Below are 26,034 nucleotides of genomic sequence, written 5' to 3' on the forward strand. Positions count from 1 at the left end.
CGCGGATTGGCGTCCTTACCCCGGTCAGCGAGATGTCGCTTAGCTCTTAGTGTTATCGATGTCGACCAGGGTGAGCTTGCCAGTTTCACGGGTGCTCAGGGCAACCAGGCTGGCAAGGAGTGCCATCGCGGCGGTAAAGGCGGCAGGACCAACCCAGCTGGCGAGGTTATCCCCGGCCAGGGCTGTAGCAGCTGCAGGTGCAATACCTCCGGAGAGGGCAAACCCGATTTGGGTTCCCAGGGCTAGGCCGGTCACGCGTACTGCGGTGGGGAACATTTCGCCGTAGAAAGATGGCCAAATACCGTTGGCCATAGAGTAGAAAGCGCCGTGCATCAGTACCCCGAAAATGAAGACCAGGGGAATATTTCCTTCGGTGATGGCATGCAGGTAGGGGAACATGAGCCCGCCAGCGACCAGGGCTCCGGCGGCAAAGATGGGCTTGCGGCCCACTTTGTCTGCAAGAAGCGCCCACAGGGGTATGGCTAGGAGGCTGAGCCCGTTAGAGGCGATGGGCACCCAGAGCATAGTGGAGGATTCGATGCCGTGGCCCTTGGTGGCAAAGGAGATGGAGAAGGTGGTGAAGACCATGTTGACGGTGTTAACCATGGCGCAGAGGGCTACTGTGATGACCGCGCGCTTGTGGCTGGAGAAAACCTGGCCCAGCGGAGTCACACGGTGTACGGACACCACAGCTTGTTCGCGGGTTTCAGTGAAACGCGGGGCCTCTTCGAGACGGCGGCGAATAATCCAGGCAGCGACCACCACAAAGGCTGAGAGCCAGAAGGGGACGCGCCATCCCCAGCTCAGTAACTGCTCTTCGGGTAGAGCTGCGAAAGGTAGGAAGACGGCGGTAGCCAGCAGGGAGCCGAACTGGGTGCCGTGTAGCGTCCAGGAGGTAGTAAAGGCTCGCTGATGGTCATGGGAGTGCTCCAGGGACATGGAGATAGCGCTGGCCTGCTCGCCGGATGCCGAGAGCCCCTGCAACACGCGGCAGAGCACCAGCAAGATGGGTGCAACAATGCCCGCCTGGTCATAGGTGGGCAAGCAGCCGATGGCGAAGGTAGCGACACCCATCATGAAGAGGGTCAGCATGAGCACGAACTTCCGCCCAAACCGATCTCCTAGCGGCCCCATGAGTAGGGCACCTAGGGGACGCACCACGTAGGCAACGCCCAGCACCATCATGGATTTGAGAATGCCCGCAGCGTCCGAATCATCGGGGAAGAAGATAGGCCCCAGCACCAGGGCAGCCGCAGTGCCAAACACCGCGAAATCGTAGTATTCCAGGGCAGAGCCGATCCAGGAGGCCAAGGCGGCTCGGCGCGGTGATTTCTGCTGGGCTAGTGCACTCATGGTGACTCCCGGTATCAAAGTGTGTGTTAGGGCTTGTCAGCACCTGCCGGGTGACACGGTGCGAACATAGGCGCTACTCTATGGCCGAGGTCGCACAGAGGTCAACATTCGAGGTGCGTCATCCCGCATGCTGAGTTCGCTCTCTGAAAAACAGACTGCTAGGGACAGGAACCTGAGAACAAATTAGCTCAGGTTTCAAAAGTGGACTCTCTGGCAAACAATAATCAGATGGTTCAGTCACAATAGAAATTTCATCAGGATCAAGGCCATACCACTTGCTGATGGAACGTACTGATCAACCGATTTGCGACCGAGTATTAGGGTTTAGATCTACCACTTGACTCACCATCGCGATACGAACGGGAACGATTTCAATGGGTGATCCCTGTCCTTTTGCTTCAACACCGGCAGCTGTTGCCACTTCTTTGCCAAAATTGCGAGACAGATTGACTACTTTGATGTAAGAAGCGATCTCAGCTATAGCTTGTAGCTTCTCAAGCATGATATCGGTACTCCCATTATTTGACATAGAGAATCTCATAAGGGGTTTTGCCTGATACAGCTAAAACCTCTTTCAGTTGCCTAAACGCTGGCAGCAAAAGGGAGTCATGGAAGGAACGAATGCACTCCCCTTCGTTATAGGCAGGGACTTCTGTTTGCGTAAAAGTAATAGCCCAGCTTCAGGCTGGGAGGTTAGCCTCGTTCAAAAATCAGGAGAACCTAGGAATCTTTCGTATCACAGTGGCGAGGGTAGGAATGATTCTGAGAGCACCTAAATCAAAAGCTAAGAACACCTGGGGTATCACGAGGGAAAGTTTAGAGTTCACATTGGTTTTTTGTACGCCCTGGCTGATGTAGATATTGTGACGCCACCTTTTTCCAAAGCATTGCCGCAAGGTATCTATGATGCGCTGATAATCAGCTGCTGTTGCTTGACGGTACCCTAGGAGCCGATAGGGTTGCCCAATACCTAGATGTTCCAGCATCAAGTACTGCAACTCATCTCTGTAAGCCGGTGCTGAATCCCCAAATTTCTCCCACAAGTAACCAAGCGCCGGGTAGATATCAAAAATAGCGGATTTTGAGGAATTCATAATCGAGTTATTCACATCGATCACATAGTTATAAACATACTCCGGTGCATAGTATATGGAGGCAGATTGGGATGTCACGTAAGGCATGAGCGCAAGATCTTCATAGATGCGGCCCACCGGAAATCTGTTGCCCTCATACAATTCAGTACGATGAACCCTGGTCCAAGAAGCTGGCTTAGACAAAATCATGCGTCGGCGAGCGCTTTCAGCATCAAGGTTCCTGTATTCTGGGCAGACCTCAAGCTCTTTGACTAAGTCGCCGTTGGCATCCACAAGATTAATGTTGAAGAAAATCGTGTCTTTTCCAGCCTCCATACCCCGTGAAACAGCCTCAAGATAGTCAGGCTGCCATGTGTCATCCGGGTCTAAGAAAGTGACATAGGTAGAGCGCTCTACTAGATCCAACCCCAGGTTACGCGCTGACGAAACGCCACCGTTCTCCTTATGGTGCACTTCGATCCAAGGGTGACGCGTGGAGTATTCCGCTAAAATTTTGCTCGTTTGGTCAGTTGAACCATCGTCAATGCATAAGAGGCGTAGCCGCATTGTTTCTAGTCTGGTCTGTGCAAGGACACTGTCAAGGCAGCGTGCAAGGTGGTCTTGCATATTATAGATAGCCAGAATTACGGTCAGGTCATACATCTGATGTGGTGTCCTTTGAACGCAGGGCTAGTCCGCCCAAGTGAATAATAACGCCCGCAGATGGTCCCGCGATAAGGCCAATGATAGAACGTAGCGCAAGATCAAGGGGAAGATAAAGACAGGCCAGCGCCACAAGAACAGTAAGAGCCCAACCTGCCAGATAAAGTACGTGCTTGCCGCTTGCCAAACTGGCGGTCCCCGTCAACACCACCATCGCCATGATGGCGGATGCCAGGGTGAGGGCACTTAGTGTGAAGGGGGAGAGCACACCGGCGTAGTTGGCGTAGAGCAGGTTGAAAAGAAAGGGGCCCACTAGGTAGGCTGCCACAGCGCCTAGAACACCAATTCCGGCCAACGCGATGAGAGGCTTCGCCAAAGCAGCTAGGGGCCGGTGCTGTTGGCGCAGGAAAGCAGAGATCGCAACACCTTGGAACATCTGTAGTGGAATCATGATGGGGGCACGCGTAATACTGATACCTAAGATGAGGGCAGCGAGTAGCAGAGCCTCTTCGGCGCCCCGGGTTTGCCCTACTGATGCTTTGAGAATAACGGGAAACCCGGTGACCATCACTGCATATGCAGCGGAGGTAAGAATTGACCAACCAAGGGTGCGCATTGACCGAGAGGCAGACGTATCACCCCTCACTGAACCTAGTCGACGCCCATTTGATGACACCGTGAACAGCAGCAGCCATAAAATCACCGGAGCAAGAACTGCGTATTGAAAGCCCCAAAGGGAGCCGAAGGTTAAGGCGACCAGAGCTACGAGTGCAAGACGGATGAGGGCTTCCCAGCTGCCCAACCAGGCAAAAATTGTCCATTGGCCGGTGCCGGCAGCTGCACCGACAACCGTCACATGGCAGGCGTAGAGAATAGCTCCACCAGCTACCACCAATACCGGCATGAGATAGTTTTCCCCAAGGATTCTCTGGCCCCACAGGGGGGAAGTCGTCACCAGAAGCAAAGCAACGGCACTTCCCCAGAGGGCAGCAAGAGGTAGCAGCCTTGCCCCGCGCCCCACCTTGGCGTTAGACAGTTGACTGCTACCGCTGGCACGAGTCACTTCCTGTTGTATACCTAACAGAGCCCCGAAGGTACCAAACATGAGAGCCCAGAAAACTAAAAACTGTGCATTATCTTGCGGGCTTAGCACTTTAGAGGTTATGACGGTCACCGCAAAAACAGCAAGCGCTCCAACGATTGACGAAAAAGCAATCCCTAAGGATTGCTTTCTTGTAATCACCGGCGGTGTACTCTGAAATTCTTCAGACATTGGTTACTTAATTCTCAAACCGGTTCTCCATGGCAGCCACACGGTCTTGTAGCTGGCGGACCTCTAGATCCTTGATTGCTGCTGCTTCAGCCAAAATTCGTGTGTCCTCTGTCAATCGTGAGAGGGCTTGAGTCAGGTGTAGGGTCACTGCGATGAGCATAATAATCGCAAGCAGAAAGAGCAGATTAACCGGAGTTTCGATACCTACCAGATCAGCCAACCAGTCAAGGAGTCTGGGGAAAACAGTCAGCACTACAATGATGGCAGAAACAATTAGCCATAAGGCAGCGTACTTCTCCTTCATTTTCTGGTTGCGCACCTGCGCCAGCACCATGATGACCAGGCAGAGGGTAAGAATCAGAAAAAAGATATTTACACTCATTATTTATTTGCCCCCCACAGAGGTTTTAGTTCGGGTCATCGACATACCGAATGAGAAGAAAGAACGCACCAGATAAACCGCCGATTTCCAGGGGTTAGATGAAGGGGTACCAGCCTGACGCTCACGCATCTCCACGGGAACCTGTTTAACCGTCAAACCGGCACGAATAGCCATGACGCAGGCATCAATACAGTCACCGAGATACTCGGCAGGAAGATGCTCACAGTACTGGGCGATTGCGCGTTTATTAGCCGCACGGAAACCACTGGTTGCATCCGTAAACTTCTCACCCGAGATACGAGTGAACATAGCAGCCAGAACAACCATAGCCCACTTGCGAGGGCCCTTCACCTTATAGTTGGTCGCTTCAGCAAAACGTGAACCAATGGAAATATCGGTGCCGTCATCCAAACCAGCCAGAACGGTGCGGATGCCCTTGGGGTCATGCTGACCGTCGGCGTCCACCTGGATTGCACGGTCATAGTTCATACGGCGAGCATACTTATAACCGGTACGAAGAGCGCCACCAATGCCCATATTGTAGGGCAGGTCAATGACTAACGCACCGGCTTCCCGAGCAATAGCAGAGGTGTCATCCGTAGATCCGTCATTGACCACCACCAAGTCAATATCGGGCATCATGCGGTACAACTCGGTGATGGTGCCACCGATGACTTCTTGTTCATTCCATGCGGGCATGATGATGAGGGTTCGGGGTTCACCACCTGTTTGAGGTGACTTATGCATAAATCTAGAGTCTCCTAGGGTTCATGTGCGCCTGCGGTAATGCCGCCTGGGCAGTTCAATTTAGTCTAGCAGTTTGACCTGATGCCTTGACCTCTACACGATCAGGAATGCATTTAGTCGCATGCAGTGATTTCGTAGAGGGTTGCTCCGCCCACACGGTCAAGCACCTGGGCCACCTGACCAGAATCTATAACCTCAGGGTCAGCTAAGTATTCAAGAGAACTGTACTGCTGAGTGTGGGGGCCATTGATCCACTCATTGACCTCCCTGTGCCCAAAGAAGAGGGCGTACTTTGCGTTGTGCCGTTCAATGACCTCGCAGACTTCGGGGTTAGTGAGCACTTCCTCCAAGTCCTGGTTCAGCACCTCAATGTCATCAGTGAGTGAGTAGTTGGTGTGATAGGCAGTCACCTCTCGGTCACTCATGGCATAAGCAAGCCCCGCCCCGGTCCAGGGGTTGACGATGATGGTGGCATCTTCGGGCACGTGCTCATTCAGAGAATCGAGGAGGTCGTATTCATCTTGGGTGAGCAGCGCAGCTTCCTCATCAGGGTGGTACACCCAGAAACTGGTCTCTACAAAACTCTTCATATAGGTCGCGGTTTGAGTTCCGTACGCAATACCACCGGTGAGAAGCGCTGCAATAGCCCCCATTACCAGGGTGGGCTTTCCTAGCGCAGAGAGTCGGGGGTGAGCTATAAGAGCTCGAACTAGGGCATCAACAGCGGCAACAGCAAGAGGAATAGCTATCACGGGAACAATGGAAGCTACCCGGAAGGGGTCGTGGTACCAGACACCCGTGAACCAGTCACGGCCGTCCTCCCAAGACATGGATCGAATCGCAACGTAGAAGAAGCCAATATAAGCCCAGCTCGCCACCAGCCACACCATACGTGTACGTAAGAGGGGGTAAATGCCAGCAAGCACCAGCAGAGAAATCAGCCACAGGTGCCCCATTGCAACCGGGTTGCTGGTGATGAACTCACCGACAGCACCAGACTGACTTTGGCCCGGCTCCCAGCCACCTGCTTCCTGAGGGGGTCGGACAACACCCCAGAGGAACCAAATGAGCCAAAGAAGACCTGCCATACCTGCCACCTGCAAAGCTGCCACCCAGGGGTTGACGCTGCGCTGTAATGCACGCACTATCTGGCGGCCTGCAACAAAAGCAAAGAGCGGAACAACCATTACCAGAAGAGACATAATCGCATTGGGGTGGGCTAGCGCGGTCCCCAGAGCAACAAGAATTCCCAAGAAAACAGCCGGCACAGTGCTCACCCTGGCAGTCTGTGCAGCTCGGAATAGTTGGGCAAGAAGCGCAAGGCCTACCGGCATAACAGCAACGCCGAGGCTGTTGGGGTAGAGCACCCCGAAGTAAATTAGCAGCAGGGGGAAGCCGGTGAAAGCTGCCGTGATAGCGCCCGTCACGAGCATGGTGGGCCCGGTAACCTTAAAGAGGTTCCTCACCATATAAATCACCGATAAGGGCCAGACAAAAGCACCCACCACAAGGCTCATCGTATTGGCGATGACAGGCACATCAGCGTTGGTCAACTGCAGGATGAGCGCAGCAATAGCATGCCAAGCTGCAGGGTAGAACTCTACGGGGTTATCACCGGCTGTCATGGACGCGACGTTAAGGGACGAAGCATTGCCGGTGTCTACGATGTAGCGGATTGCATTCAGGTGGAAGTTAACGTCATAGGTCTGAGAGACCCAATCAGGGTTACCAATGGCATTGGTAATATTCCTGGTGAGCAATATTCCGGCAATTACAAGCGCTCCGTAGGCCCAGGCTTGCCCAGAGCTAAACCAGGTACGACGTACAGCCTGTTCCTCAGGTCGGTGGGGGGCATCCTCAAATCTCAGACGTCGGGCGGTGAACGTAATACCAGCTGCCAGCAGAGCGAGAAGAAGAGAGAACCCAAGAGGCACCCAAAGGGACCAGGTAATACCAAGCCCTGGGGCTAGGATGGCACTGATGGCTACAACAGCGATGGAGATAGCGGGAGCAACACCAAGCGCCTCAAAACCTTTTTGACCGGCGGCCACAGCAATGATGAGGCCGGGGACAACAACAATAGCCACTGCAACCAGGGCTGGAAATAGCGCGAGGGACCATTCCATGGCGGGGTTACTCCATTCAGCGTAGAGGTTAGTGAGCAAAGAAAATACCCACCCTCAAATTTCTGATTCTATCGAACACCGCAGGTATATAAGGCTCACACCCACCGGTCCACGGAAGCAAAGGGATGACGTTTTCCCCACACAAAATATTCTCTATGGTGCAGCACACAAAAGTTCTGCGCCGGTGACCAAACTCCCCCACGAGTACCCACCCTAAACTGGGTAGCAGATATTCTCGGCACCATCATGAGCCGAGCACGTACTATCACCACAGGAGTCAAAGATGACCTATACCGTTGGCAACTACATTCTTGATCGCCTAGCCGAGCTAGGCGTCGACAAGGTTTTCGGTGTTCCCGGGGACTTCAACCTCTTCTTCCTCGACGATGTACTGGCCCACGAGAAGCTGGACTGGGTAGGTAACGCCAATGAGCTCAACGCTGGCTACGCTGCGGACGGCTATGCCCGCGTCAAGGGTCTGGGTGCACTGGTGACCACCTACGGCGTAGGTGAACTATCCGCTATCAACGCAACCGCCGGTTCTTATGCCGAGAACGTTCCCGTTATCCATATTGTTGGTGCACCTGGCCTCTCGGCTCAGAACTCCCACCTGCGCATGCACCACACGTTGGGTGATGGCGACTTCAAGCACTTCATGCGCATGGCAGCCGAAGTTTCAGCAGCTACCGCGGCAATCCATCCGGCTACTGCGGCGTCCGACATCGACCGCGTACTGCGCAGCGCCGTGATTCACCGCAAGCCCGGCTACCTCATGCTGCCCGTGGATGTTTCCACGATGCCCGCCACCCCTCCGTCCGAACCGCTCAACGTCGACGTCAGAATCTCTGCCCCCGATATTGAGCAGGCCTTCCGGGAAGCAGCCACCGAGTTCTTGCGCGGCAAGAAAGTCACGGTTCTTGCTGACATTATGGTCGAGCGCCTGAGTGCCGTGGACGAGGTGCGCAATCTGGTGCGCGATACCAGCTTCCCTTTCGCCTCCCTGATGTGGGGTAAGGCTATTCTGGATGAAACTGAACCCAACTTTGCCGGTATCTACGTGGGTGGTCTATCTGCTGAGCCTACCCGCAAGGTTGTTGAGAATGCTGAGGCACTGATCTGTGCTGGTGTTGAATTCACCGACACCACCACCGGTATCTACTCCCACACCATTGATTTCGGTCGGGTCATTAACATTTCAGCTGAGGACACCAGCATCGCTGGGCGCCACTTTGCCCCGCTGATTATGTCCCGCTCCCTAGAAATTCTGCGTGAAATTTCCCTGGAGCTGGCTCTTTCCGGCACTGATTTTACTGCTCCCAGCGACGAGGTGGCCCTCCCCGCTATTGACGATGCCACCCTCACTCAGGATGCCCTGTGGAAAGTGCTGTCCTCTAATTTGGATGCCAAGAACACTGTGGTCGTCGATATGGGCACCTCCTTCTTTGGTATGGCAACCCAGAAGTTCCCGCAGGATTCGCGCTTTATCGGTATGCCCTTATGGGGTTCCATCGGCTATTCCATCCCTGCTCTGCTCGGCGCAGCGATGGCGGACATGGATTCCCGCGGCGTGCTCATGGTCGGCGACGGCTCAGCTCAGCTGACCATCCAGGAAATTGGCACCATCATCCGCGAGAAAATCAACCCGGTTATCTTCCTGATTAACAACGATGGCTACACCATTGAGCGTTCCATCCACGGCGTTGAAGCAGAATACAACGACATCACCACCTACGACTGGTCTAAGATTCCTGCGGCTTTCGGCGGCACCGACCAGAACACGGTTACCCTGCGTGCTACCACCGTGCGCGAGTTCAACGAGGCCTGCCGTATTGCGCGCGAAACCCGCGACAAGCTGATTTTCGTTGAGGTCGTCACTGCCCCCATGGATATGCCTGAGCTCCTGCTCAACTTCGGTGCCCAGGCAGCTGCCCTCAATAAGAAAAAGTAAGCGGCTCGTCCCGTAACTATCTTTCGTTAAAGGTCAGGGGCGTAACAGAGTCACAGTTCTACTCATTGGGTACGAAATCTGAGAAAACATAGTGTTGTGGGCACCTTAAGTTTTAAGCTGGTCAATAAGTGCAGATGCGCTATAGAACCCTAAGCAGCCGCGTAAAGGAAGAACTATGACCATAGAAATTACCCCCAACGAGAAGACATTCACCCAGATTTTCTATGAGGCTTTTGGTGCTCAGGCAGCGGGTGTCGCTGTGATTACTGCCGAAGACGCGGACGGTCAGCCGGGAGGTCTCACCATTTCCTCCCTGTCTTCGGTGTCAGCCGAACCCCCCATCGTCTCCTTTTCCTTCAAGGATCGCACCGGTAGTGCTGCCCGCATCATTGATGCCAGCTCTTTTCTGATCCACCTTATTGGTGCAGACAGTGTAGAGATTGCCCAGAAATTTGCGGTCAGCAAGGCAGATAAGTTTGGCGACGTCTCCACCTGGGATCGTCTGCCTACCGGGGAGCCACTGCTGCACGGGGTCAGCCGAGTCTTGCGCGTGGTACCAACGGGTACTTTGGATGCCGGCCCAGCGGTAGTCTTTACGGCCGAGGTGGTAGACTTCATCCGCCACGACACTAACCCGGCACCCACCGTCTACCATGCCCGTCGCTTCCATCACCTGGGTGACCACTCAGCACTGTAATCTGACCAGTAGATATGCCCATAGGTTCATACGATGAGCCTGTGGGCATCTTTTGATTAAACCCTTATCCCGATAGGCTAAAAGAAAGCCCTATTGCACCATCGAAAGATAAAAACTATGACAGCCCTGCCCGCATCCCTCCCCTGGATTGAAAAGCTCATCCGTATTGATTCCATCAGTCAGACCAGCAACCTTCCTGCTATTGAGCTAATTGCTGCTGAGTTTGAGCGCTACGGGTACAGCCCGCATCTGACCCACCATGAAACCGGCGACCGCGCCAACCTCTTTGTCACGGTGCCCGCCTCAGATGGCAGCACGGACGGCGGAGTGGTGCTCTCTGGACACACGGATGTGGTGCCGGTTGAAGGTCAGGCTTGGACGATGACTGAACCCTTCACTCCCCTGGTGCAGGATGGGCGTCTATACGGCCGCGGTTCTTCTGACATGAAATCTTTTATTGGGGCAGCCCTTTGGTTGCTGCCTCAGGTAGCCGAGACACAGTTGGCCCGTCCCCTTCATTTTGCCTTTAGTTTTGATGAGGAAATTGGGTGCGTAGGCGCTCCCTCCATGATTAAGGATTTTGTAGGACGCGGCATTAAACCGGAGTTCGCCGTCATTGGCGAGCCCTCCATGATGCAGGTTATTTCAGCCCATAAGGGGGCCCATCGCGGTCGAGTTACTTTTACCGGCATCGCCAAGCACGCCTCACTTGCCCCGCAGGGGGTTAACGCCCTGGAGCCAGCAGCCCGCTTCATCACTTTTTTTGAGGAGCTCTCAGCTGGCTGGCGCGCTCATGGACCCTTTGATGAGGGTTTTGTGGTGTCATCCTCCACCGGCGGAGTTAACTTTGCGCGCGGTGGCATCCAGTACAACATCGTGGGTGAACAGGTAACCCTGGAATATGACTTCCGCACCGTGCCCGCCATGACCACTGAAGAGGTAGTGCAGAAGCTGGATGGCTTTATTGAGGAGGACCTTCTGCCTGCTCTCACAGAACGCGCCCGGGATGCCGAGCAACTCAGCGGAGTAACAGAGGGCGACTATCAGCAACAGGTGGGCATCACCCACGAACTCCTGGCGGCAGTCCCCGCCCTGGGCACAGCAGATGATTCGCCCCTCATTCCCCTAGCTAATGGGTGGGCAGGCCGCCCCGGTTCAAACGAGGCACAGAAGGTTACGTATGGCACCGAGGCGGGGCAGTTCCAGCTCTTTGGTGGCGTGGACGCCGTGGTCTGCGGCCCCGGTGACATCGCCCAGGCACATACCCCTAACGAGTGGATTGAGCTAGCTCAGATTGAGGAGTGTGAGCGCTTCATGCTGCGACTGCTAGATTGGGCAAAAGGCTAAAGAAAGCCCTGGTCCATAAAAGTTCCGGCGGGCCCATCACACGATGGGCCCGCCGGAACTTTGCTGAACTACCCCTGAGGCGCTACTCCCAGAAGGCTGGTTTCTTGACCAGAGGAATCTTCCCGGTGGGGACGTAGGTGGCAGCAGCAGCTGCAGCAGTAGCTTCGGTGTCTTCGGCAGTCGGGATGATTTCTGCTGACTTAGAGCGATACATATGGGTATTAGCCCACAGCCCGAAAGCAAGAACACCTAGGACGAGCGCGACTGAGATGACCTGGAAGATAGAGAACTGACCGTCGTAGTAGAGCTTGAAGAAGGAGCCGCCCATCATGCCACCGGCGATGGGAGCGCAAACGGGCACCCAGGCGTAGAACCAGCGGGAGCGGCCCTTGTCATGAATGGGCAGCAGAGCGTGCATGATGCGCGGGCCGAGGTCACGGGCGGGGTTAAGAGCGAACCCTGTCTGACCGCCCAGACCGATAACGAGCACGGTCACCATGAAGCCGAAAGCCAGGGGTTTGAGCACGTCGTTGAGGTCCAGGGCGAGGGCGGAACCTTCTAGAGTGGGGGTAAAGTTCACACCCACGTAGAGGGCTGAGAAGACCAGCAGGAAAGTGCCAATAATTTCCGAGAGGGCGTTGGTGAAGTAGTTGTGAATGGCGGGCACGGTGGCAAAAACACCGAGTTTGATCTTGTGGTCGGCGGTTGCCTTCCAGTGCGGCAGGTAATTGAGGAAGACCATGATAGCGCCCGCCATAGCACCCAGTAGCTGGGAGATGATGTAGCCGGGCACCTTGGCCCATTCAAATTCACCGTAGGCTGCTAGGCCAATGCTGACGGCAGGGTTAAGATGGCCGCCCGAGTAGTGATGGGAGGCGTACACACCAAAGGCGACAGCGAAACCCCAGCCGAAGGCGATGGTGAAGAAGTTATCGCCGTGACCTTTGGAGCGGCGGAGTTCTACGGTGGCGATAACGCCGCAGCCGATGGTCACCATAATCATGGTTCCCAGGAATTCAGCGAGGTAGGGGCTGATAGTGTTCACAGTATCTCCGCTAGGTGCTGGCAGTCGCCTGCCTATATCTTTGAGTATCTGTGTTTAAGTGTGAAACTGTTGGCTTTGATGTGCAAGACTTAGGGCTTAAAGTGCTCTAACACTTATGCTTATTAGCGCAGTCACCCCTTAAGAATGTGACCCATCACCTATACAAAAGATCGGGATGCGAGACCAAGTCAGGTGTCACTTTTTTATAATTCCACTAGGGGCGACGCCCAGCAGTGCGAGCACATCACCCCTCAGACGGGCTCGGCGCTGCCACGTAGCCACCAGAGCCCACCCAAGGACAGCCCCCAGGGTGTTATTGAAGATATCTTCTGCATCAAAAGTGCGCACGGCGCAATCATAGAAACCCCAAAGCCCGGTCAGTTGCGTCAGCTCAATCAACAGGCTGCACCCGAAGGCTGTATACAGCAGAACAGTGAAGCTAAGCCTCCATCGCCACCCCGCAAGAACACCAAGGGGTACAAACAGTAGGACGTTGAGCAGCACCTGCACCACGTATATGGAGGTCAGGGCGTCCAACAACCCACCGTGATCTCTGAGGGCAAATTGCAGGCTCCACCCCAGGAAGAAGCGTGGGTAGGTAGCTCCCACCGTGCAAACTAGCTCATCTCGAGCAGGTAGAGGCAAAAGGGTGTAAGCAATAACTCCAGCGGCATATAAGAGAACAACCGCGGTGAAGCCAGCTGTGCGGAAGCTCAGGAAAGATCCCTGGCTGCGGTACCGCAGCAGTAAAAAGGGCAGAGCAAGAACGCAAAGTATGGCCCACAGTAACACCATCTGCTGTAGCACCGGGATTGAATAGTAAAAGTAGTACCGCATAAGCCCCCTGACCTAAACCCTACGGCAAGAAAAACGTATCAAGATCACCGCTTCGCCCCTAAAATGGGCATGAGCCTTTCCTCTCGACGGCGGGCAGTTACCCACGCCAGGGCAAGGGTGGCACCGAGCAGACCTCCCGCTGTATTGGTCATGAGGTCATCGACGTCGAAGATGCGGTAAGCACAGTCATATACACCCCAAATACCGGTTAGCTGGGTTAGCTCAATAGCAAGCGAAAGACCAGCAGCAATCAGCGTTGACACTAGAAGAGACCGTTTAAAGACAGCGCGGGCCAGAAACCCTAGAGGTATAAAGAGCAAAACATTGCAGACAATTTGTAGAAGCTGAGAGCTCATGAGAATAGAGGTGAAACCCTGGCTAGAGGACATATCTAGCACCTCTGCAAAGCTCTGGAAGGGGGTAGTGCGCAATGGATCTCGACTGCAGGTAAAGGGCTCTTGGTTTTTCAGGGGGAAGAGAGTGAAAACCATGATTCCAGCCGCGTAGATTGTGAGAGTAGCGCAGATGATCATCCAATAGACCCCCAGCCGCTCCCTAAAAAGTAACTGAGCTATACCCAGAAGCGGTACCGTAATGGCACATAAGGCTAATCCCCAGACCATACTGTCATAACCAAAACCCAGCCATGAATTCATTCCTACCCCCGCCTATCTCACCGCGCAGGTCTGATTTTCCCACAGCTCTTTGGGAGGAGACAGGGAGAAGGTCACCAACACCCTAGGTGAGAGTCTCTTACTACGGCAAGAAAAGTAGCAACCCTGCCCCAGCACAGAGGACGCAGATCAGGGCTTGTCCAACTAAAAGGGTGAGCCGCTGCGCGGCGTCCTGTGTTTGTGCAGCTTCAATCATGGCGGTGGAGAAGGTGGTGTAACCTCCCAGGAAACCTAGGCCCAGCACCAGGGGGAGAGAATCAGCGGGCCAGGGTGCACTACCGTTGGCATGGGTTGAGGTGTAGATTCCTATCAGCCCAGTCAGCAACCCCAGAGCAAATGAACCGGTGGCGTTAATGAAAAATGTTGCTACCGGTATATCCCCTTTTATGCGGGCAGAAATTAGGCGGTCCACGCTAAAGCGGAGCGTTGCTCCTGTGCCACCCGCCAGGAAAATAAGAAGAGCAATCATTCCCGAGCACCCATCTTCTGGCCCATACGTAGACCCGCCACAGCAAACAGTAGGCCACCAGCCAGAGAAAGGGTTAAGTAGCTACAAGCTAGAACCCACCGCTGCTCAAGGAAGAGCTGAACACCGTCTAGAGCAAAGGTCGAGTAAGTAGTAAAACCTCCCAGTAGGCCTGTACCCAGAGACAGGCGTAGCGAACGCAGCCGGGCTGTCTCTGGCCCTCGGGCCGCCAGGTAGGCAAGCAGGAACCCTAGCAAGAAAGCCCCAAGGGTGTTGATAAGCAGGGTGGGCAGCAAGGAGAGGTAGTGCTGCGGAAGGGGCCCCGATATGAGACGTGGAGCTACCAAGGAAACGGTGTAACGCAGGCAGGCACCTACACCGCCCCCAACAAAAACAGCGAGGGAGTCACGGGTAAAAGAACTCACCTGCCTAGTGTACTGCGGCCCTACGTTCATAGCGACCGAGTAGCTTCAAATGTTATCCCAGCTCAATGCGTGCCTGGGACGCTAGCTCGTGGAGAAGGTTGCCACTGCGGGCAAACTCAGCCCAAATAGCCCTCAACACAGCTCCCTGGTGCTCAAGTTCATCGCCATTGAGACCCGCTAGCAGGTTGTCTCCTTGCCAGGCCGGGTCGGCAGAGAGAAGTCCCAACTCGGTGCAGTGGGCTCCTGATAAGTGATTCAGTGGATGCCCGGTCCGTAAAAGGTAAGTAGTTGCTTTGCCACCTGTTGCCCGGTGGCGGTGCGCAAAATGTTCTGCCGGTCTTCGATAGATATCTTGCGTGCCTCGTGCTACCAGCGTCTCATACACTTGACGCGCCACCTTACCTAGAGTCGAAGGGGGCTTGGGTAGAAAGTAGGCAGATTCTCGATGGTTATGACCCACCAGTATTTCTATCTGCGGGGCAACACCCGCCCAGGAGTCATCCTGCCTGCCAAATGTCGGCAGAGGGAAATGACCGTACTGGGTACCAAAAGGCATCATTGCCGGGTAAAGGCCAAAGCGTAGGGGGTTGGCAAGTACAAGTTTCCACCCCAATGCTCCCACCTGCTCTGCCGGTGTTTCAAGGGTGACGCGTGAAGTTTTGCGCAGGAGATGGACCGACAGTTTTTTGTTTATGGTTGACCAGATCTAGCGGGGCGCTCTTCGCTGCCACCCAAGAACCCCAACACCCCCAAGCGGTAGGTCACGCTCACCACCACCACATTTTCATCAAGTACAAGGCGTGTGGGGAGATAACGGGCGCCATCCCCACTTCCTACCGCATAGGAGCCGCCGTGAAAATAGACCATTACGGGCAGGTTCTCACCCTGGGGGGCATGAATCCCCTGGTAGAAGAAATAACTAGAAATCAGTCTATGAACATTTAGAGTTGTGGCAAGTAACTGTATGGTTTACCCCGTTAACAGCGTAAAGTAAAGTACAAGGTGAGCCCACTAGAGTTTATTTTTGAAAAACTCTAGGCGGGCTAGCAAAAAAATTTTATGTTTGAGGAAGCCGCCTTATTGGGTACTTCTCATAAACGGGCCCGTGTTGATGGTTGTGGTTCCCTTCAACACGGGTCTTTCTTTTAACACATAGGGGCGCTCTCTGACGTATCAGAGAGCGCCCCTATTAGCTGAATACAGCGATAAGTCTATGCAGCCTGCGCTGTTCGCGTGCGGGAGTGGCGAGCAAAGTCGATTACGGCTCCCACCAGCGCTGCCGCAATCGTGGGGATGAACCAACCCAAGTCATAACCGTGGCCGGGTACCCAACTGATGAGAGGCTCAATGACTGAGCTGCCCCACCCTTGAGCGTTCATGGTCATCAGCAGGGCCCAGATAACGGAAATGATCAGCGCAAAGCGGTGGGTGAGATCCATCCAGGGCGCCCTGAGAGCGGCTTCTATCAGGGTCAGTACCACCAGAGTCAAAGCTGGGGGGTAGAGGGTGGTGATGATGGGAATAGCGAAGCTCATGAGGCTTTCTAGACCAAAGGACGCTAGCAAAAAGGCAATGAAGGTAAAGAAGCATGCCCAGGTGCGGTAGGAAAGAGCTGGGAGCAGCTTATTGAAGAAGGCTGAGGTAGCGCCAATGAGACCTACAGAGGTAGTGAGGCAGGCCAGCAAGACGATAAGGCCGAAGACAACGGCTCCGGGGCGTCCTATGACCTGCAGGGCAGCGTCGGACAGCAGGGCCGCGCCGTCCTTGTACCCCTGGCCGTTATCAATGTGCTGGCCAATGAGCCCTAGCCCGATGTAGACCAACGCCAACAGGGCGCCAGCGATAACACCTGAGATGGTGACGCCGCGCAGTAGCTCCCCACGGTCGGTGATGCCCTTGTCGCGCAGGGCTGCAATAACGATGATGCCAAAGGCAAGGCCCGCCAGGGAGTCCATGGTCATGTACCCGTTGACAAAGCCGGCAGCGAAGGCGCCTGAGGTATAGCCCTCGGCGGGTGCTGTTGCGGGGGCTGTGAGCTGAACGAGGCTGAGGATCACCAAAAGGGCCAGCAGAATCACGAGTGCGGGGGTGAGGTATTTGCCCAGGCTATCGACAATGCCGGTTTGGTTGAGTGCCAGGATGAGTGAGACCCCAAAGAAAACGGCAGAGAAGATGAGGGTAGGCAGCATACCGCTGACGTTGAAGTTTGATTCAACGGCCATAGCGTAGCTGACGGTTGCAGTGCGGGGTAGGGCGTAGAGGGCGCCAATTGAGAGGTAGACCAGAGCAGGGAAGATCAACCCAAAGATACGCCCACCGCGGTCAGCAAGATCTTGCAAGTCGCGGCCGGTGACGGCGAGCGCAACGACGGCCAGGATGGGCACTAGCACACCGGTGAGGACAAACCCGGCGATGGCGGGGGTGAAAGCGGTGCCGGCTTCTGCGCCTAACATGGCGGGAAAGATAAGGTTGCCCGCTCCAAAGAACATCGAGAACAGCATGAGCGCTGTAATCACGATAGTTGTCATCGGTGATTTCTTGGGGGTGGGGTTTGAGTTCATGATCTACTCTGTTGGTTGATGGGTGATAACCGGTAGCGCGGCCAAGGGCTTAGTTTACTCTCTTAGACAGGTGGAGTTTGGGGTCAGGCTTGCTTTCAACCAGTAGACTATGAGGAATATTTACTGTTTTTAGGGCTGGGCGGGAGGTACACGTTGCGAATTTCACGTATTTATAACAACAATGTGGCGCTAGCTCAGACCTTTAGCGGTGAGCAGATGGTGGTTATTGGGCGCGGTCTTGCGTTTGGTAAGCGACGGGGGGATCTGGTAGATCCTACGCTGGTGGAGCAGACCTTTGTGCCCGAGGCTGGTACCCCTGATGAGAAGCTATCCTGGTCTTTGGCTGAGATTCCGTCGCAGATTTTGGGTGTAGCCACTGACTTAGAGTCGCTGGTGAAGTCTGAGGGGATTACCATTTCCCACTCCTTCATCATGCCCCTGGCGGATCACCTGAATTATGCGGTGGTGAGAGCTCGTGAAGGCATTGTGGTTGATTACCCTCTGGCGGTGGAGGTAGCCCAGCTTTACCCTCAAGAGGTACGATTTGGACGCCGCGCACTTGAACTGGTGCGAGAACGTTTGGGGGTAAATCTTCCGGCTAATGAGGCGATCCCTTTGGCGATGCACCTGGTGAACTCGCAGTTTGCTACGGAGGACATGAGCGGGACTTACCGCATGACCGAGATTTTCTCGCAGATTTTTGGGGTTATCTCCACCGGTTTTGGTCAGCCCGTTGATCAGTCTTCAATGAGTGCAGCCCGGTTTGTGACTCACCTGCGCTACCTGTTTGTGCGGGCAGCCAAGGGGGTTGATAGCGAGGCTGAACCCAGCGTCCCCCTTCTTTTGGAGACACTAAAAACGGCTCACCCGCAGGCTTTTGCATGTGCCCGTAAGGTCTTGTTGATTCTTGAGATCCATCTGGAGCAGCAACTGACCGATGATGAGCTGACCTATCTGACCATTCACATTGCCCGTTTGGCTAAGGATCAGTACGGTTCTTCCTCTCGTGTGAGCTAAACCATTGATATTGCACTCCCCCTGAGGGGTAAAGTGCCTGCTATTCGTTTAACACATCTAGGCATTTTTCCCACCGTAAAGTCTAGTCAGAGCAACTTTGGTGCCAAATATCGCGTCCTAAGATGTGCTTATGTGTAGTCGATACACCTACACACTCATTAGAAATTTTGCGAGAGGACCAGTTATGTCTCTTTGTGATGGGCTCATTGATCTCTAAGTGGACCAGCAGCAACGTCCCCCTCGAGCTCCTCACGGACATCTCGACCATCGTGCCGCCCCCTCACCTTTCCCGCAGAGAAGAAAGTATCCCGTGAAAAAACTAATGGCCTTTGACCTCGATGGAACGTTGGTCTTTAAGCGAGCTATCGAAGCCGCTAACATCGATGCCATTCGACGCTGGCAAGAGGCAGGAAACCTAGCAGTCTGTTCTACAGGTAAGAGTATTTTTGCCACGCGAATGACGTTGGCCGACTATGACCTGCAGTTTGATTACAACGTGCTCTATACCGGAGCTGTTATCACCGACGGAGCCGGTAAAATTCTTCATCAAAGCTCTTTACCCCCCACTCTGGTGAATCAGGTGGTTGATCATCTAGCGGGACTGGAGCAGGTAGCAGTTTTTGCAACGACGCTCGATGATGACTATCAGTTGCTGGACACCATTGGTCAGGTGTCCAACATCCTCCCGGCTTTTAGCCCACTTGATCTTAACCAGCTTGATCAAAATGTCTTTGTGGGCATCCCTATTTGGTCACCTTTAGCGCAGACCAGAAAGGCTGCCTATCAGTGGATTGTAGAGACCTATGGCGATGTAGTGGATTGTCACCGTAATCAAGATTTTCTAGATATCGTTCCTAAAAACAGCACCAAGGGCTCTGGTCTTGAGTGGCTTGGGAATGAGTATTTGGGTGGTGAACCCCTGCAAACTTTTACTATTGGGGATTCTTGGAATGACCTTGAGATGCACCGCTGGGCTGATGTTTCAGCCTCCTTTAGCTACTCCCCTACCGAGGTTCAGGCAGAGACAGACTACGTGGTCGAAAAAACCTACGACTTTATTGATAAGGCACTTTCTTTATGACGCTCTCACCATCATCCCAGAGCCCACGCCCCAGACCCTCATAGTCCTTATCAGCCAAAGTCGAAGAATCCAGAAGCCTATCTAGCCCGTGGGCTCTGAAGGCATGAGCGTCATATCTAGCCCCAGGCGGCGGCTCGGTGATAGCTAGGAGCCTGCCATCTAAGGTGCAGATCACTTGGTGGTTGAAGCAAGCTCGTTTGTGCTTGCCTGAAAAATTTGTTTTACCTTGTGAACGCCAGCTCCAGGTAGGCACTAACGTGCTATCCACCACGAGGGACCTGGGTGGTTTCAGGCTCTCTTTTAGCCAAAATTCAGTATTCCCTGTGAAAGCTACCCTCAGCAACTTTATATTTTTCGTCATAAAACAGAGTTTCTTCTAAGTAACTAACCCCCTTGAAAGTGCCCACCCACTTATTCTGAACTTCATGGATAACAACATGAAAATAATTGCCATCACCGATTCCCTACCCATCGAAGAGGAAAATGCCTTTCTAGAAACTAGCGCGCCCAGACCTACTATTGGCACAAAGGATCTCCTCGTTAAGATAAACGCCGTGTCCATCAACCCGGTAGACATCAAAGTACGAGCTAGCGCCGGCTCTCAGGAAGAACCTAAAATACTCGGCTGGGACGCCGCAGGAATCATCGAAGATATGGGTCCAGAAGTAGAGGGCTTTTCCATTGGCGATTCCGTGTATTACTCAGGGGATCTCACGCGCCCAGGAAGCAACGCAGAATACCAAGCTGTAGACTATCGGATCGTCGCTAAGAAACCTTCTTCTCTCGATTTTGAAGATGCGGCAGCTCTTCCGCTAACCGCAATCACAGCGTGGGAGACCTTGTTCGATCACATGAAACTCACCAAAGATTCGACAGGCAACTTATTCGTCAACGGAGGCGCTGGGGGAGTGGGATCTATGATTATTCAACTAGCAAAAGCTAAAACTTCACTAACAGTCATTGCGTCAGCCTCTCGCGAAGAATCTCGAGAATGGTGCAAAAAGATGGGTGCAGACTACATCGTGGATCATAACCAAGAGTTAGCCTCGCAGCTGAGTGAATTCAATGGTGCGGACTATGTTTTTTCGGCCTACACCACAGGCAAGGAACAGGAACTTGCTGAAGTAATGCATCCCCAAGGCCATCTTGTGCTGATTGATGACCCTGAATCCTTAAACATCGGTGCCTTTAAACCTAAGTCCATAACTGTCACCCCGGAATTTATGTTTACTCGATCCATGTTCGAAACCGAGGACATGGACTATCAGGGGAAGATTCTGAAAGAAGTGGCTATTCTGGTGGATAACGGGACCATCAAGTGTACAGCCACTGAGTATTTTTCAGGGTTGAAAGTAGATACTTTCCGTCAAGCACATCAGCGGGTAGAGACCTCTCATGTGGTAGGCAAAGTAGTCATTTCCTACTAGTTTCTTTGTGAAAAATAACTGGAAAGCAGCGGTCTGACTCTGTGCTTTCCAGTTATTTATGTATTGGCCGTGCGTTGGTTGTTATCGAATATTTCTTGAGCAATAAGAACGTCAGCTTTGTGTTGTTCTGACCAACGGCGTAATACTTCTAGGGGCTCTATGAGAGTTTTCCCTAGCTCAGTGATTTCATATTCCACAGTAACTGGGACGGTGGGCTGTGTTCCTACTTTTGAATAAGCCTCACAGGTGCTACCCATGACTCAAATACTTTACAAAGAAAGTATTTGAGTGTAGATTGAAGTCATAAGAACCAGGGCTTCACGAAAGGTAGCACCATGCAGTTCGGCATCTTCACCGTCACCGACATCACCACAGACCCCACTACCGGCAAAACCCCCAGTGAATACGAGCGCCAGCAGGCCATCGTCCAGATTGCCAAAAAGGCGGAAGAAGTGGGTCTGGATGTCTTTGCTATGGGTCAGCACCATAACCCACCTTTCGTCGCCTCATCCCCCACCACTACCCTGGCCTACATCGCAGCCCAGACCGAGCGCATCCAGCTCTCCACCTCCACCACACTGATTACTACCACTGACCCGGTGCGTATCGCGGAGGATTATGGCACCCTGCAACACCTTACAGACGGTCGCATGGATCTCATGATGGGTCGCGGCAACACCGGCCCCGTTTACCCCTGGTTCGGCAAAGATATTCGCCAGGGCGTCAATCTGGCGATTGAAAACTACGCGTTACTGCGCCGCCTGTGGACGGAAGAGGTAGTGAACTGGAAGGGCAACTTCCGCACACCGTTGAATTCCTTTACAGCGACCCCGCAACCCCTGGACAAAACCGCCCCCTTTGTGTGGCACGGCTCCATCCGCACCCCTGAAATCGCCGAACAGGCAGCTTACTATGGTGACGGCTTCTTCCATAACAACATCTTCTGGAACAAGGAACACACCACTCAAATGGTAAGTCTCTACCGCGAGCGCTTTGAACATTACGGGCACGGTAAAGCTGACCAGGCGATTGTTGGTCTGGGCGGTCAGGTTTTCATGAGCAAGAATTCTCAGGACGCCGTGCGCAAGTTCCGCCCCTATTTCGATAACGCACCGGTTTATGGTGGGGGCCCCAGCCTTGAAGATTTCACCGCACAGACCCCGCTGACCGTGGGTTCACCGCAGGAGGTCATCGAAAAGACCCTGAGCTTCCGCGACTATGCCGGGGACTACCAGCGTCAGCTCTTCCTCATGGACCATGCAGGTCTTCCCCTCATAGAGGTTCTACACCAGCTGGATCTCTTGGGTGAAGAAGTGGTGCCGGTGTTACGTCAAGAGTTTGAGAAAATGCGCCCGGCGCACGTCCCATCAACCGCACCCCTGCACCCTCGCTACGCCGCCAAACTTGAAGAGATGAAGCAGGCCAACAGCGCAGCTACTGTGGGTCGGTAGGAGTAACACCATGAGAACAGCACACATTGTTGTCGTCACCGCCGGCTTGAGCGAACCATCAACCACGGCCTTACTCGGTGAACAGTTGCGCCAAGCAACAGCAGGAGCACTCGACAGAGCAGGGATAGACGCCCGGTTTACGGTCATTTCACTACGCTCTCTTGCCAAAGACATCACCCATCACTATCTCACCGGCTTCCCTGCGGAACCGCTTGATGCAGCACTTAAGGCAGTAAATGAGGCTGACGCAATTATCGCGGTCACCCCGGTTTTCAAAGCGAGCTATTCAGGGCTCTTCAAATCTTTCTGGGATCTGGTGGAAGATGGAAGCCTGGCAGGTAAACCTGTTTTATTGGCGGCCACCGGGGGCACAGCTCGACACTCCTTGGTGATTGACAGTGCCATGCGCCCCCTCTTTTCTTATCTGAAGGCGCTCGTATCGCCCTCAGGAGTCTTCGTATCCACCGATGATTTTGGTGCTGATACAGCGCTTACTTCTCGAATTCAAGATGCGGCAGCAGAGTTTAGTCAGCTATTAGCGTGGACGCTGGGGGGAGCAAAACCATCCCAGCAAAACCAAGCTCAAACACACCCGGGCGCTTTAGAGGTAACCCCTTTTGAAGAGCTCTTGAGGTTAAATACTGCACGCTAAATTCTTCCCAATCCTCATATCTTTATCTTAATATTTCAGATAAATTTTAAAATACTACTTAAAAAGAGATAATCTTTTTTACAAAGAGACCTACGCTACATTCTCTATTCCGGGGTTCGATACAGATAGGTCATAGGAAAAGGGATTCTTATGAGTGCATCCCACGGCACCCAAAATTTCACCAAAGAACAAGAAGAGCTATGGACGGCATGCAACAATGCCTTAGCCGCACTAAATGCTCATCTTGATCGCACTCTCCGCGCTCATGCGGAGATAAAGCTCACGGATTTTCTTATTCTTTCCGCATTGGTAGGTTCGCGAAAGGGTGCCCCCACCGCCGTTCGTATGGGTGAGTTGGCGCAGAAAACCAACGTTTCACCCTCACGTCTTACCTATCAGATTGAGGTTCTGATGCGCCACAAGTGGGTGAGAAAAGAGCCCGTAGAAAGTGATCGGCGCGGTAAAGGAATTATCATCACAGATACCGGCCTGTCCGTATATGAGAAGGCCCAACGCATCTATGCTCACGAAGTGCGTGAAATCGCGCTAACTGAAATTGAAGACAGCTCCTGGGCGCACTTTACTGACTTTTTCAATAATATTTTGGAGAGAATCTCACACAAACCAGAGGTGTGAACAAACCCCTCTAAAATCTCGTGAGACAACTAGTTATTGGTCTGCTTCTGGCCAGCCTTGGGTATAGTGCCCACGCGCTGAGTTTTATAGAGCTGTTCCCTATTGGCCAACACAACCAGGGCCATCGAGTTGAGAGCCAGACCTACGATGAAGATAATCCAACCCACAATCATGAGGGCAGTTCCGCTAAGAATTGCCCCTACGATAAGTGCGGCAACTGAGACAAGATAGGCGGGAGAGAGAAGGAAGCGGGTATCCATATATTCTTCTTCTTTCTTTTAGCGCACACGGGGTCGGGGTGAAGGGGAGCGGAAGATGCGCTGGTCGCCCTCTTTAGAGGATGACTCCTGAGCTTCGCTGTCAACAATATGATGAGCTTCGGTGTCAGGTTCAGGTTCGGCAGTTTCAGTCTCTACATACTCATGCTGTGTTGAATGTGCCTCACCGGTGAGGGCAGCAGGAAGCGGGCCACCTTTTAGTCGCTGAACCATAATCAAGGTAGAAAAGGCATTCAGCCCCACTCCAGCAAAGAGTAGAAGCCAGCCAAGCACCGAAACAAGAGTTGAGCTAGCGCCAATCATGAAGGCACCAAGCACAACTGATGCCAGTGAGGTGAAGTAGGCGGGCGAAAGTTCTTTGGGATCCATGCTTCCTTAAGGTTTCTTCAAATATTCTTTTCCAAGAATATAACTGGTCTGTCACGGTTTGTGAGCACTTACCCATGGTAGGTGAAAAATCTGCAAATTTCTTGAAAGTACCCTGTCATCAGCGATTTAAGGCTGACTGGCTCCTCACTGGATTGTCACACTTCGAGACACACCGCTCATTTCAGGAGCAGCCACCGCTTCCGCAGGCGCAGTTTCCGCCGCACCCACCTCTGCCTTGATTAGATGTATTAATGACCAGCTCTGCTAACTCTGCCGCATTAGCGATTCCTCGTCCTTCAAGATCCGCTACGTATTCCGAGACAAGATCTCGACCGGCGGATCCGTCTACCACCACCCCAGCGTCCCTGATGAGCTTAAGATCCTCAAAAATTGCTTGTGGTTGGTCAGTTGAAAATTCACTGAGTAGCATGGAATCAATCATGTGCATTGCAAGCGGTTGCAAAGAACGCAAGGTTGAGGTTCGGCTGGTCCCAAGGCGTAAGCTTTTTACCGGTGCCGCTAGGCGGAAAGCAGCCAGCACTCTGAGAGCTTCCATGGGAAGGTGCGGCGCCTGCCCCTGCACAAACTCCACGGTAGTGCGCTGCACCTCGGAGTCAGATGCGATGCCCATAATGGTTTCGGTTAGTTCATCAGCATTGATGGGTGCATTTATCTCCACCAGCACTGATGCAGGTTTGACCATATTTTCAGAACCCAGTAAATTGCCCGCTTCTAGGCTGTTTTGAAAAAACAATCTGCGTTGCTCGGCAGCAAATTCAACGAGAGCGAAGGTAGCCGCAGGGCTTGCGGTCAGAATGCCGTGGATGTCTTCAGCCGTGGCGTTACCGCCTGCGCGCACTTTAGTGGTGAAATCTGAAAAATTGAAAGCCATAGGTCAAATCTACTCCTGCACAGCTCAACTTAAAACTGGGAAGTGGGCGAAGACGTAAAGAATAGGCAACAATAAGAGGGTGCCCTTAAACCGTGATCGAATTCTTAATACCGCTTTTACCCTGCTGAACCAGTATGGTCTTGCGGATCTGTCTATGCGACGCCTAGCTACCGAGTTGGGTGTGGCTCCGGGGGCACTTTACTACCATGTGAAGAATAAACAGGAGCTGCTCGCTTCCCTTGCTTCGCGCATTCTTAACGATGTCCCTTTCCCTGCCGAACAGGGGGAGATAGATAGAATTTTCGCTGATGTATACAGTCATCTGATTCCTGTCAAAGAAGCTGCAGAAGTAGTCAGACTGGCGCTAGCCCTAGACCCTCATCAGCTACAGTTTTTAGATCATCTGACGACCTACCTCACCCATCACACCGGTTCTCAACAAGCCCCTTTAGCGGCACTTACACTGGTACATGTGGCGCTGGGTTTCATCGAACAGGATCAGACCCGCTATTTGTTGGGCAATTCCCCTCCTCCTACTGAAGCCCCTCTCCCCTATCGGCAAGCTATCCAGGCAGTATTCACGGGGTTTTTGAAATAACCTCACACGGCAGTAC

The 26,034-nt window shown here is 53.3% G+C and carries 30 protein-coding genes; 10 read left to right on the forward strand and 20 right to left on the reverse strand.

What is annotated here, in order from left to right; genetic code table 11:
• Nucleotides 1-39: 39 nt before the first annotated feature.
• The 7 genes from ABD982_RS09665 to ABD982_RS09695 all read right to left on the reverse strand — a co-directional run bounded on the left by ABD982_RS09665 (nucleotide 40) and on the right by ABD982_RS09695 (nucleotide 7,656).
• The gene (locus ABD982_RS09665; RefSeq protein ID WP_345446966.1) at nucleotides 40-1,353 is read right to left on the reverse strand and encodes an MFS transporter; all 1,314 of its coding nucleotides are present in this window, start codon (nucleotides 1,351-1,353) and stop codon (nucleotides 40-42) included.
• A gap of 295 nt (nucleotides 1,354-1,648) precedes the next feature.
• A complete protein-coding gene (locus tag ABD982_RS09670; RefSeq protein ID WP_345446969.1) occupies nucleotides 1,649-1,855 on the reverse strand; it encodes a glycosyltransferase family protein in 207 nt (68 codons plus the stop codon).
• Nucleotides 1,856-2,063: 208 nt separating this feature from the next.
• A complete protein-coding gene (locus ABD982_RS09675; protein WP_345446972.1) occupies nucleotides 2,064-3,089 on the reverse strand; it encodes a glycosyltransferase family 2 protein in 1,026 nt (341 codons plus the stop codon).
• Nucleotides 3,082-4,152, reverse strand: coding sequence for a hypothetical protein (locus ABD982_RS09680; RefSeq protein ID WP_345446974.1), 1,071 nt, complete (start codon nucleotides 4,150-4,152; stop codon nucleotides 3,082-3,084). Before ABD982_RS09680 ends, ABD982_RS09675 begins: the two co-directional genes overlap by 8 nt.
• Before the next feature lie 217 nt (nucleotides 4,153-4,369).
• Nucleotides 4,370-4,744 carry a DUF2304 domain-containing protein gene (locus ABD982_RS09685; RefSeq protein WP_251380459.1) on the reverse strand — a complete coding sequence of 125 codons (375 nt, stop codon included), beginning with the start codon at nucleotides 4,742-4,744 and terminating at the stop codon, nucleotides 4,370-4,372.
• A gap of 3 nt (nucleotides 4,745-4,747) precedes the next feature.
• Nucleotides 4,748-5,491: a glycosyltransferase family 2 protein gene (locus tag ABD982_RS09690; protein ID WP_345446980.1), complete on the reverse strand. Its 744-nt coding sequence runs from the start codon at nucleotides 5,489-5,491 to the stop codon at nucleotides 4,748-4,750.
• A 113-nt stretch (nucleotides 5,492-5,604) separates the two neighbouring features.
• Nucleotides 5,605-7,656 (reverse strand): DUF6541 family protein, encoded by a 2,052-nt coding sequence (locus ABD982_RS09695; protein WP_345446983.1) that lies wholly within the window; start codon nucleotides 7,654-7,656, stop codon nucleotides 5,605-5,607.
• 244 nt (nucleotides 7,657-7,900) lie between these two features.
• On the opposite strand from ABD982_RS09695, the gene ABD982_RS09700 reads away from it, so the two are divergent.
• The 3 genes from ABD982_RS09700 (at nucleotide 7,901) to ABD982_RS09710 (ending at nucleotide 11,609) form a co-directional block, all read left to right on the forward strand.
• The gene (locus tag ABD982_RS09700; RefSeq protein ID WP_345446986.1) at nucleotides 7,901-9,565 is read left to right on the forward strand and encodes an alpha-keto acid decarboxylase family protein; all 1,665 of its coding nucleotides are present in this window, start codon (nucleotides 7,901-7,903) and stop codon (nucleotides 9,563-9,565) included.
• A 175-nt stretch (nucleotides 9,566-9,740) separates the two neighbouring features.
• Nucleotides 9,741-10,262: a flavin reductase family protein gene (locus ABD982_RS09705; protein WP_345446989.1), complete on the forward strand. Its 522-nt coding sequence runs from the start codon at nucleotides 9,741-9,743 to the stop codon at nucleotides 10,260-10,262.
• Between the two features lie 117 nt (nucleotides 10,263-10,379).
• Entirely contained in the window at nucleotides 10,380-11,609 is a 1,230-nt protein-coding gene (locus ABD982_RS09710; RefSeq protein ID WP_345446992.1) for an acetylornithine deacetylase, read from the forward strand.
• Between the two features lie 82 nt (nucleotides 11,610-11,691).
• On the opposite strand, the gene ABD982_RS09715 is transcribed toward ABD982_RS09710, so the two are convergent.
• From ABD982_RS09715 to brnQ, 8 genes are all read right to left on the reverse strand, one after another.
• Nucleotides 11,692-12,654, reverse strand: coding sequence for an MIP/aquaporin family protein (locus ABD982_RS09715; RefSeq protein ID WP_251380467.1), 963 nt, complete (start codon nucleotides 12,652-12,654; stop codon nucleotides 11,692-11,694).
• A gap of 195 nt (nucleotides 12,655-12,849) precedes the next feature.
• Nucleotides 12,850-13,491 (reverse strand): VanZ family protein, encoded by a 642-nt coding sequence (locus tag ABD982_RS09720; protein ID WP_345446997.1) that lies wholly within the window; start codon nucleotides 13,489-13,491, stop codon nucleotides 12,850-12,852.
• A gap of 44 nt (nucleotides 13,492-13,535) precedes the next feature.
• Nucleotides 13,536-14,147, reverse strand: coding sequence for a VanZ family protein (locus ABD982_RS09725; protein WP_345447000.1), 612 nt, complete (start codon nucleotides 14,145-14,147; stop codon nucleotides 13,536-13,538).
• Nucleotides 14,148-14,247: 100 nt separating this feature from the next.
• Entirely contained in the window at nucleotides 14,248-14,634 is a 387-nt protein-coding gene (locus tag ABD982_RS09730; RefSeq protein WP_345447003.1) for a fluoride efflux transporter FluC, read from the reverse strand.
• On the reverse strand, nucleotides 14,631-15,056 hold the full coding sequence (locus ABD982_RS09735) for a fluoride efflux transporter FluC (RefSeq protein WP_251380473.1): 426 nt from the start codon (nucleotides 15,054-15,056) through the stop codon (nucleotides 14,631-14,633). Before ABD982_RS09735 ends, ABD982_RS09730 begins: the two co-directional genes overlap by 4 nt.
• A 52-nt stretch (nucleotides 15,057-15,108) precedes the next feature.
• The gene (locus ABD982_RS09740; RefSeq protein WP_345447006.1) at nucleotides 15,109-15,669 is read right to left on the reverse strand and encodes an alpha/beta hydrolase family protein; all 561 of its coding nucleotides are present in this window, start codon (nucleotides 15,667-15,669) and stop codon (nucleotides 15,109-15,111) included.
• Nucleotides 15,670-15,746: 77 nt separating this feature from the next.
• Complete coding sequence (locus ABD982_RS11335) at nucleotides 15,747-16,022, reverse strand: carboxylesterase family protein (protein ID WP_425570049.1); 276 nt, start codon at nucleotides 16,020-16,022, stop codon at nucleotides 15,747-15,749.
• Nucleotides 16,023-16,267: 245 nt separating this feature from the next.
• The gene (gene brnQ / locus ABD982_RS09745; protein WP_345447008.1) at nucleotides 16,268-17,617 is read right to left on the reverse strand and encodes a branched-chain amino acid transport system II carrier protein; all 1,350 of its coding nucleotides are present in this window, start codon (nucleotides 17,615-17,617) and stop codon (nucleotides 16,268-16,270) included.
• A 153-nt stretch (nucleotides 17,618-17,770) separates the two neighbouring features.
• On the opposite strand from brnQ, the gene ABD982_RS09750 reads away from it, so the two are divergent.
• Both ABD982_RS09750 and ABD982_RS09755 read left to right on the forward strand, forming a co-directional pair.
• On the forward strand, nucleotides 17,771-18,634 hold the full coding sequence (locus ABD982_RS09750) for a PRD domain-containing protein (protein ID WP_251380476.1): 864 nt from the start codon (nucleotides 17,771-17,773) through the stop codon (nucleotides 18,632-18,634).
• Nucleotides 18,635-18,944: 310 nt separating this feature from the next.
• Entirely contained in the window at nucleotides 18,945-19,715 is a 771-nt protein-coding gene (locus tag ABD982_RS09755; protein ID WP_345447013.1) for an HAD family hydrolase, read from the forward strand.
• On the opposite strand, the gene ABD982_RS11340 is transcribed toward ABD982_RS09755, so the two are convergent.
• Complete coding sequence (locus ABD982_RS11340) at nucleotides 19,690-20,076, reverse strand: transposase family protein (protein WP_425570045.1); 387 nt, start codon at nucleotides 20,074-20,076, stop codon at nucleotides 19,690-19,692. The two genes, ABD982_RS09755 and ABD982_RS11340, sit on opposite strands and share 26 nt — an antisense overlap.
• A gap of 76 nt (nucleotides 20,077-20,152) precedes the next feature.
• Between ABD982_RS11340 and ABD982_RS09760 the strand changes: the two genes are divergently transcribed.
• Nucleotides 20,153-21,142, forward strand: a complete 990-nt coding sequence (locus ABD982_RS09760; RefSeq protein ID WP_345447016.1) for a zinc-binding alcohol dehydrogenase family protein — start codon at nucleotides 20,153-20,155, stop codon at nucleotides 21,140-21,142.
• A gap of 56 nt (nucleotides 21,143-21,198) precedes the next feature.
• Here ABD982_RS09760 and ABD982_RS09765 read toward each other — a convergent pair whose 3' ends face one another.
• A complete protein-coding gene (locus ABD982_RS09765; RefSeq protein ID WP_345447019.1) occupies nucleotides 21,199-21,399 on the reverse strand; it encodes a winged helix-turn-helix transcriptional regulator in 201 nt (66 codons plus the stop codon).
• A 78-nt stretch (nucleotides 21,400-21,477) separates the two neighbouring features.
• On the opposite strand from ABD982_RS09765, the gene ABD982_RS09770 reads away from it, so the two are divergent.
• The 3 genes from ABD982_RS09770 (at nucleotide 21,478) to ABD982_RS09780 (ending at nucleotide 23,881) form a co-directional block, all read left to right on the forward strand.
• Nucleotides 21,478-22,593 carry an LLM class flavin-dependent oxidoreductase gene (locus ABD982_RS09770; protein WP_345447022.1) on the forward strand — a complete coding sequence of 372 codons (1,116 nt, stop codon included), beginning with the start codon at nucleotides 21,478-21,480 and terminating at the stop codon, nucleotides 22,591-22,593.
• Nucleotides 22,594-22,603: 10 nt separating this feature from the next.
• Nucleotides 22,604-23,245, forward strand: a complete 642-nt coding sequence (locus ABD982_RS09775) for a CE1759 family FMN reductase (protein ID WP_345447025.1) — start codon at nucleotides 22,604-22,606, stop codon at nucleotides 23,243-23,245.
• Nucleotides 23,246-23,395: 150 nt separating this feature from the next.
• Nucleotides 23,396-23,881: a MarR family winged helix-turn-helix transcriptional regulator gene (locus ABD982_RS09780; protein WP_345447028.1), complete on the forward strand. Its 486-nt coding sequence runs from the start codon at nucleotides 23,396-23,398 to the stop codon at nucleotides 23,879-23,881.
• Nucleotides 23,882-23,910: 29 nt separating this feature from the next.
• On the opposite strand, the gene ABD982_RS09785 is transcribed toward ABD982_RS09780, so the two are convergent.
• The 3 genes from ABD982_RS09785 to ABD982_RS09795 all read right to left on the reverse strand — a co-directional run bounded on the left by ABD982_RS09785 (nucleotide 23,911) and on the right by ABD982_RS09795 (nucleotide 25,420).
• On the reverse strand, nucleotides 23,911-24,141 hold the full coding sequence (locus ABD982_RS09785) for a hypothetical protein (protein ID WP_345447031.1): 231 nt from the start codon (nucleotides 24,139-24,141) through the stop codon (nucleotides 23,911-23,913).
• An 18-nt stretch (nucleotides 24,142-24,159) separates the two neighbouring features.
• A complete protein-coding gene (locus ABD982_RS09790) occupies nucleotides 24,160-24,528 on the reverse strand; it encodes a hypothetical protein (RefSeq protein ID WP_345447034.1) in 369 nt (122 codons plus the stop codon).
• A 181-nt stretch (nucleotides 24,529-24,709) separates the two neighbouring features.
• Nucleotides 24,710-25,420, reverse strand: a complete 711-nt coding sequence (locus ABD982_RS09795) for a hypothetical protein (RefSeq protein WP_251380484.1) — start codon at nucleotides 25,418-25,420, stop codon at nucleotides 24,710-24,712.
• Nucleotides 25,421-25,499: 79 nt separating this feature from the next.
• On the opposite strand from ABD982_RS09795, the gene ABD982_RS09800 reads away from it, so the two are divergent.
• Nucleotides 25,500-26,018 carry a TetR/AcrR family transcriptional regulator gene (locus ABD982_RS09800; RefSeq protein ID WP_345447039.1) on the forward strand — a complete coding sequence of 173 codons (519 nt, stop codon included), beginning with the start codon at nucleotides 25,500-25,502 and terminating at the stop codon, nucleotides 26,016-26,018.
• Nucleotides 26,019-26,034 lie beyond the last annotated feature (16 nt).

Origin of the sequence: Rothia endophytica, from assembly GCF_039543885.1 — a bacterium.
GTDB classification, from domain to species: Bacteria; Actinomycetota; Actinomycetes; order Actinomycetales; family Micrococcaceae; genus Rothia; species Rothia endophytica.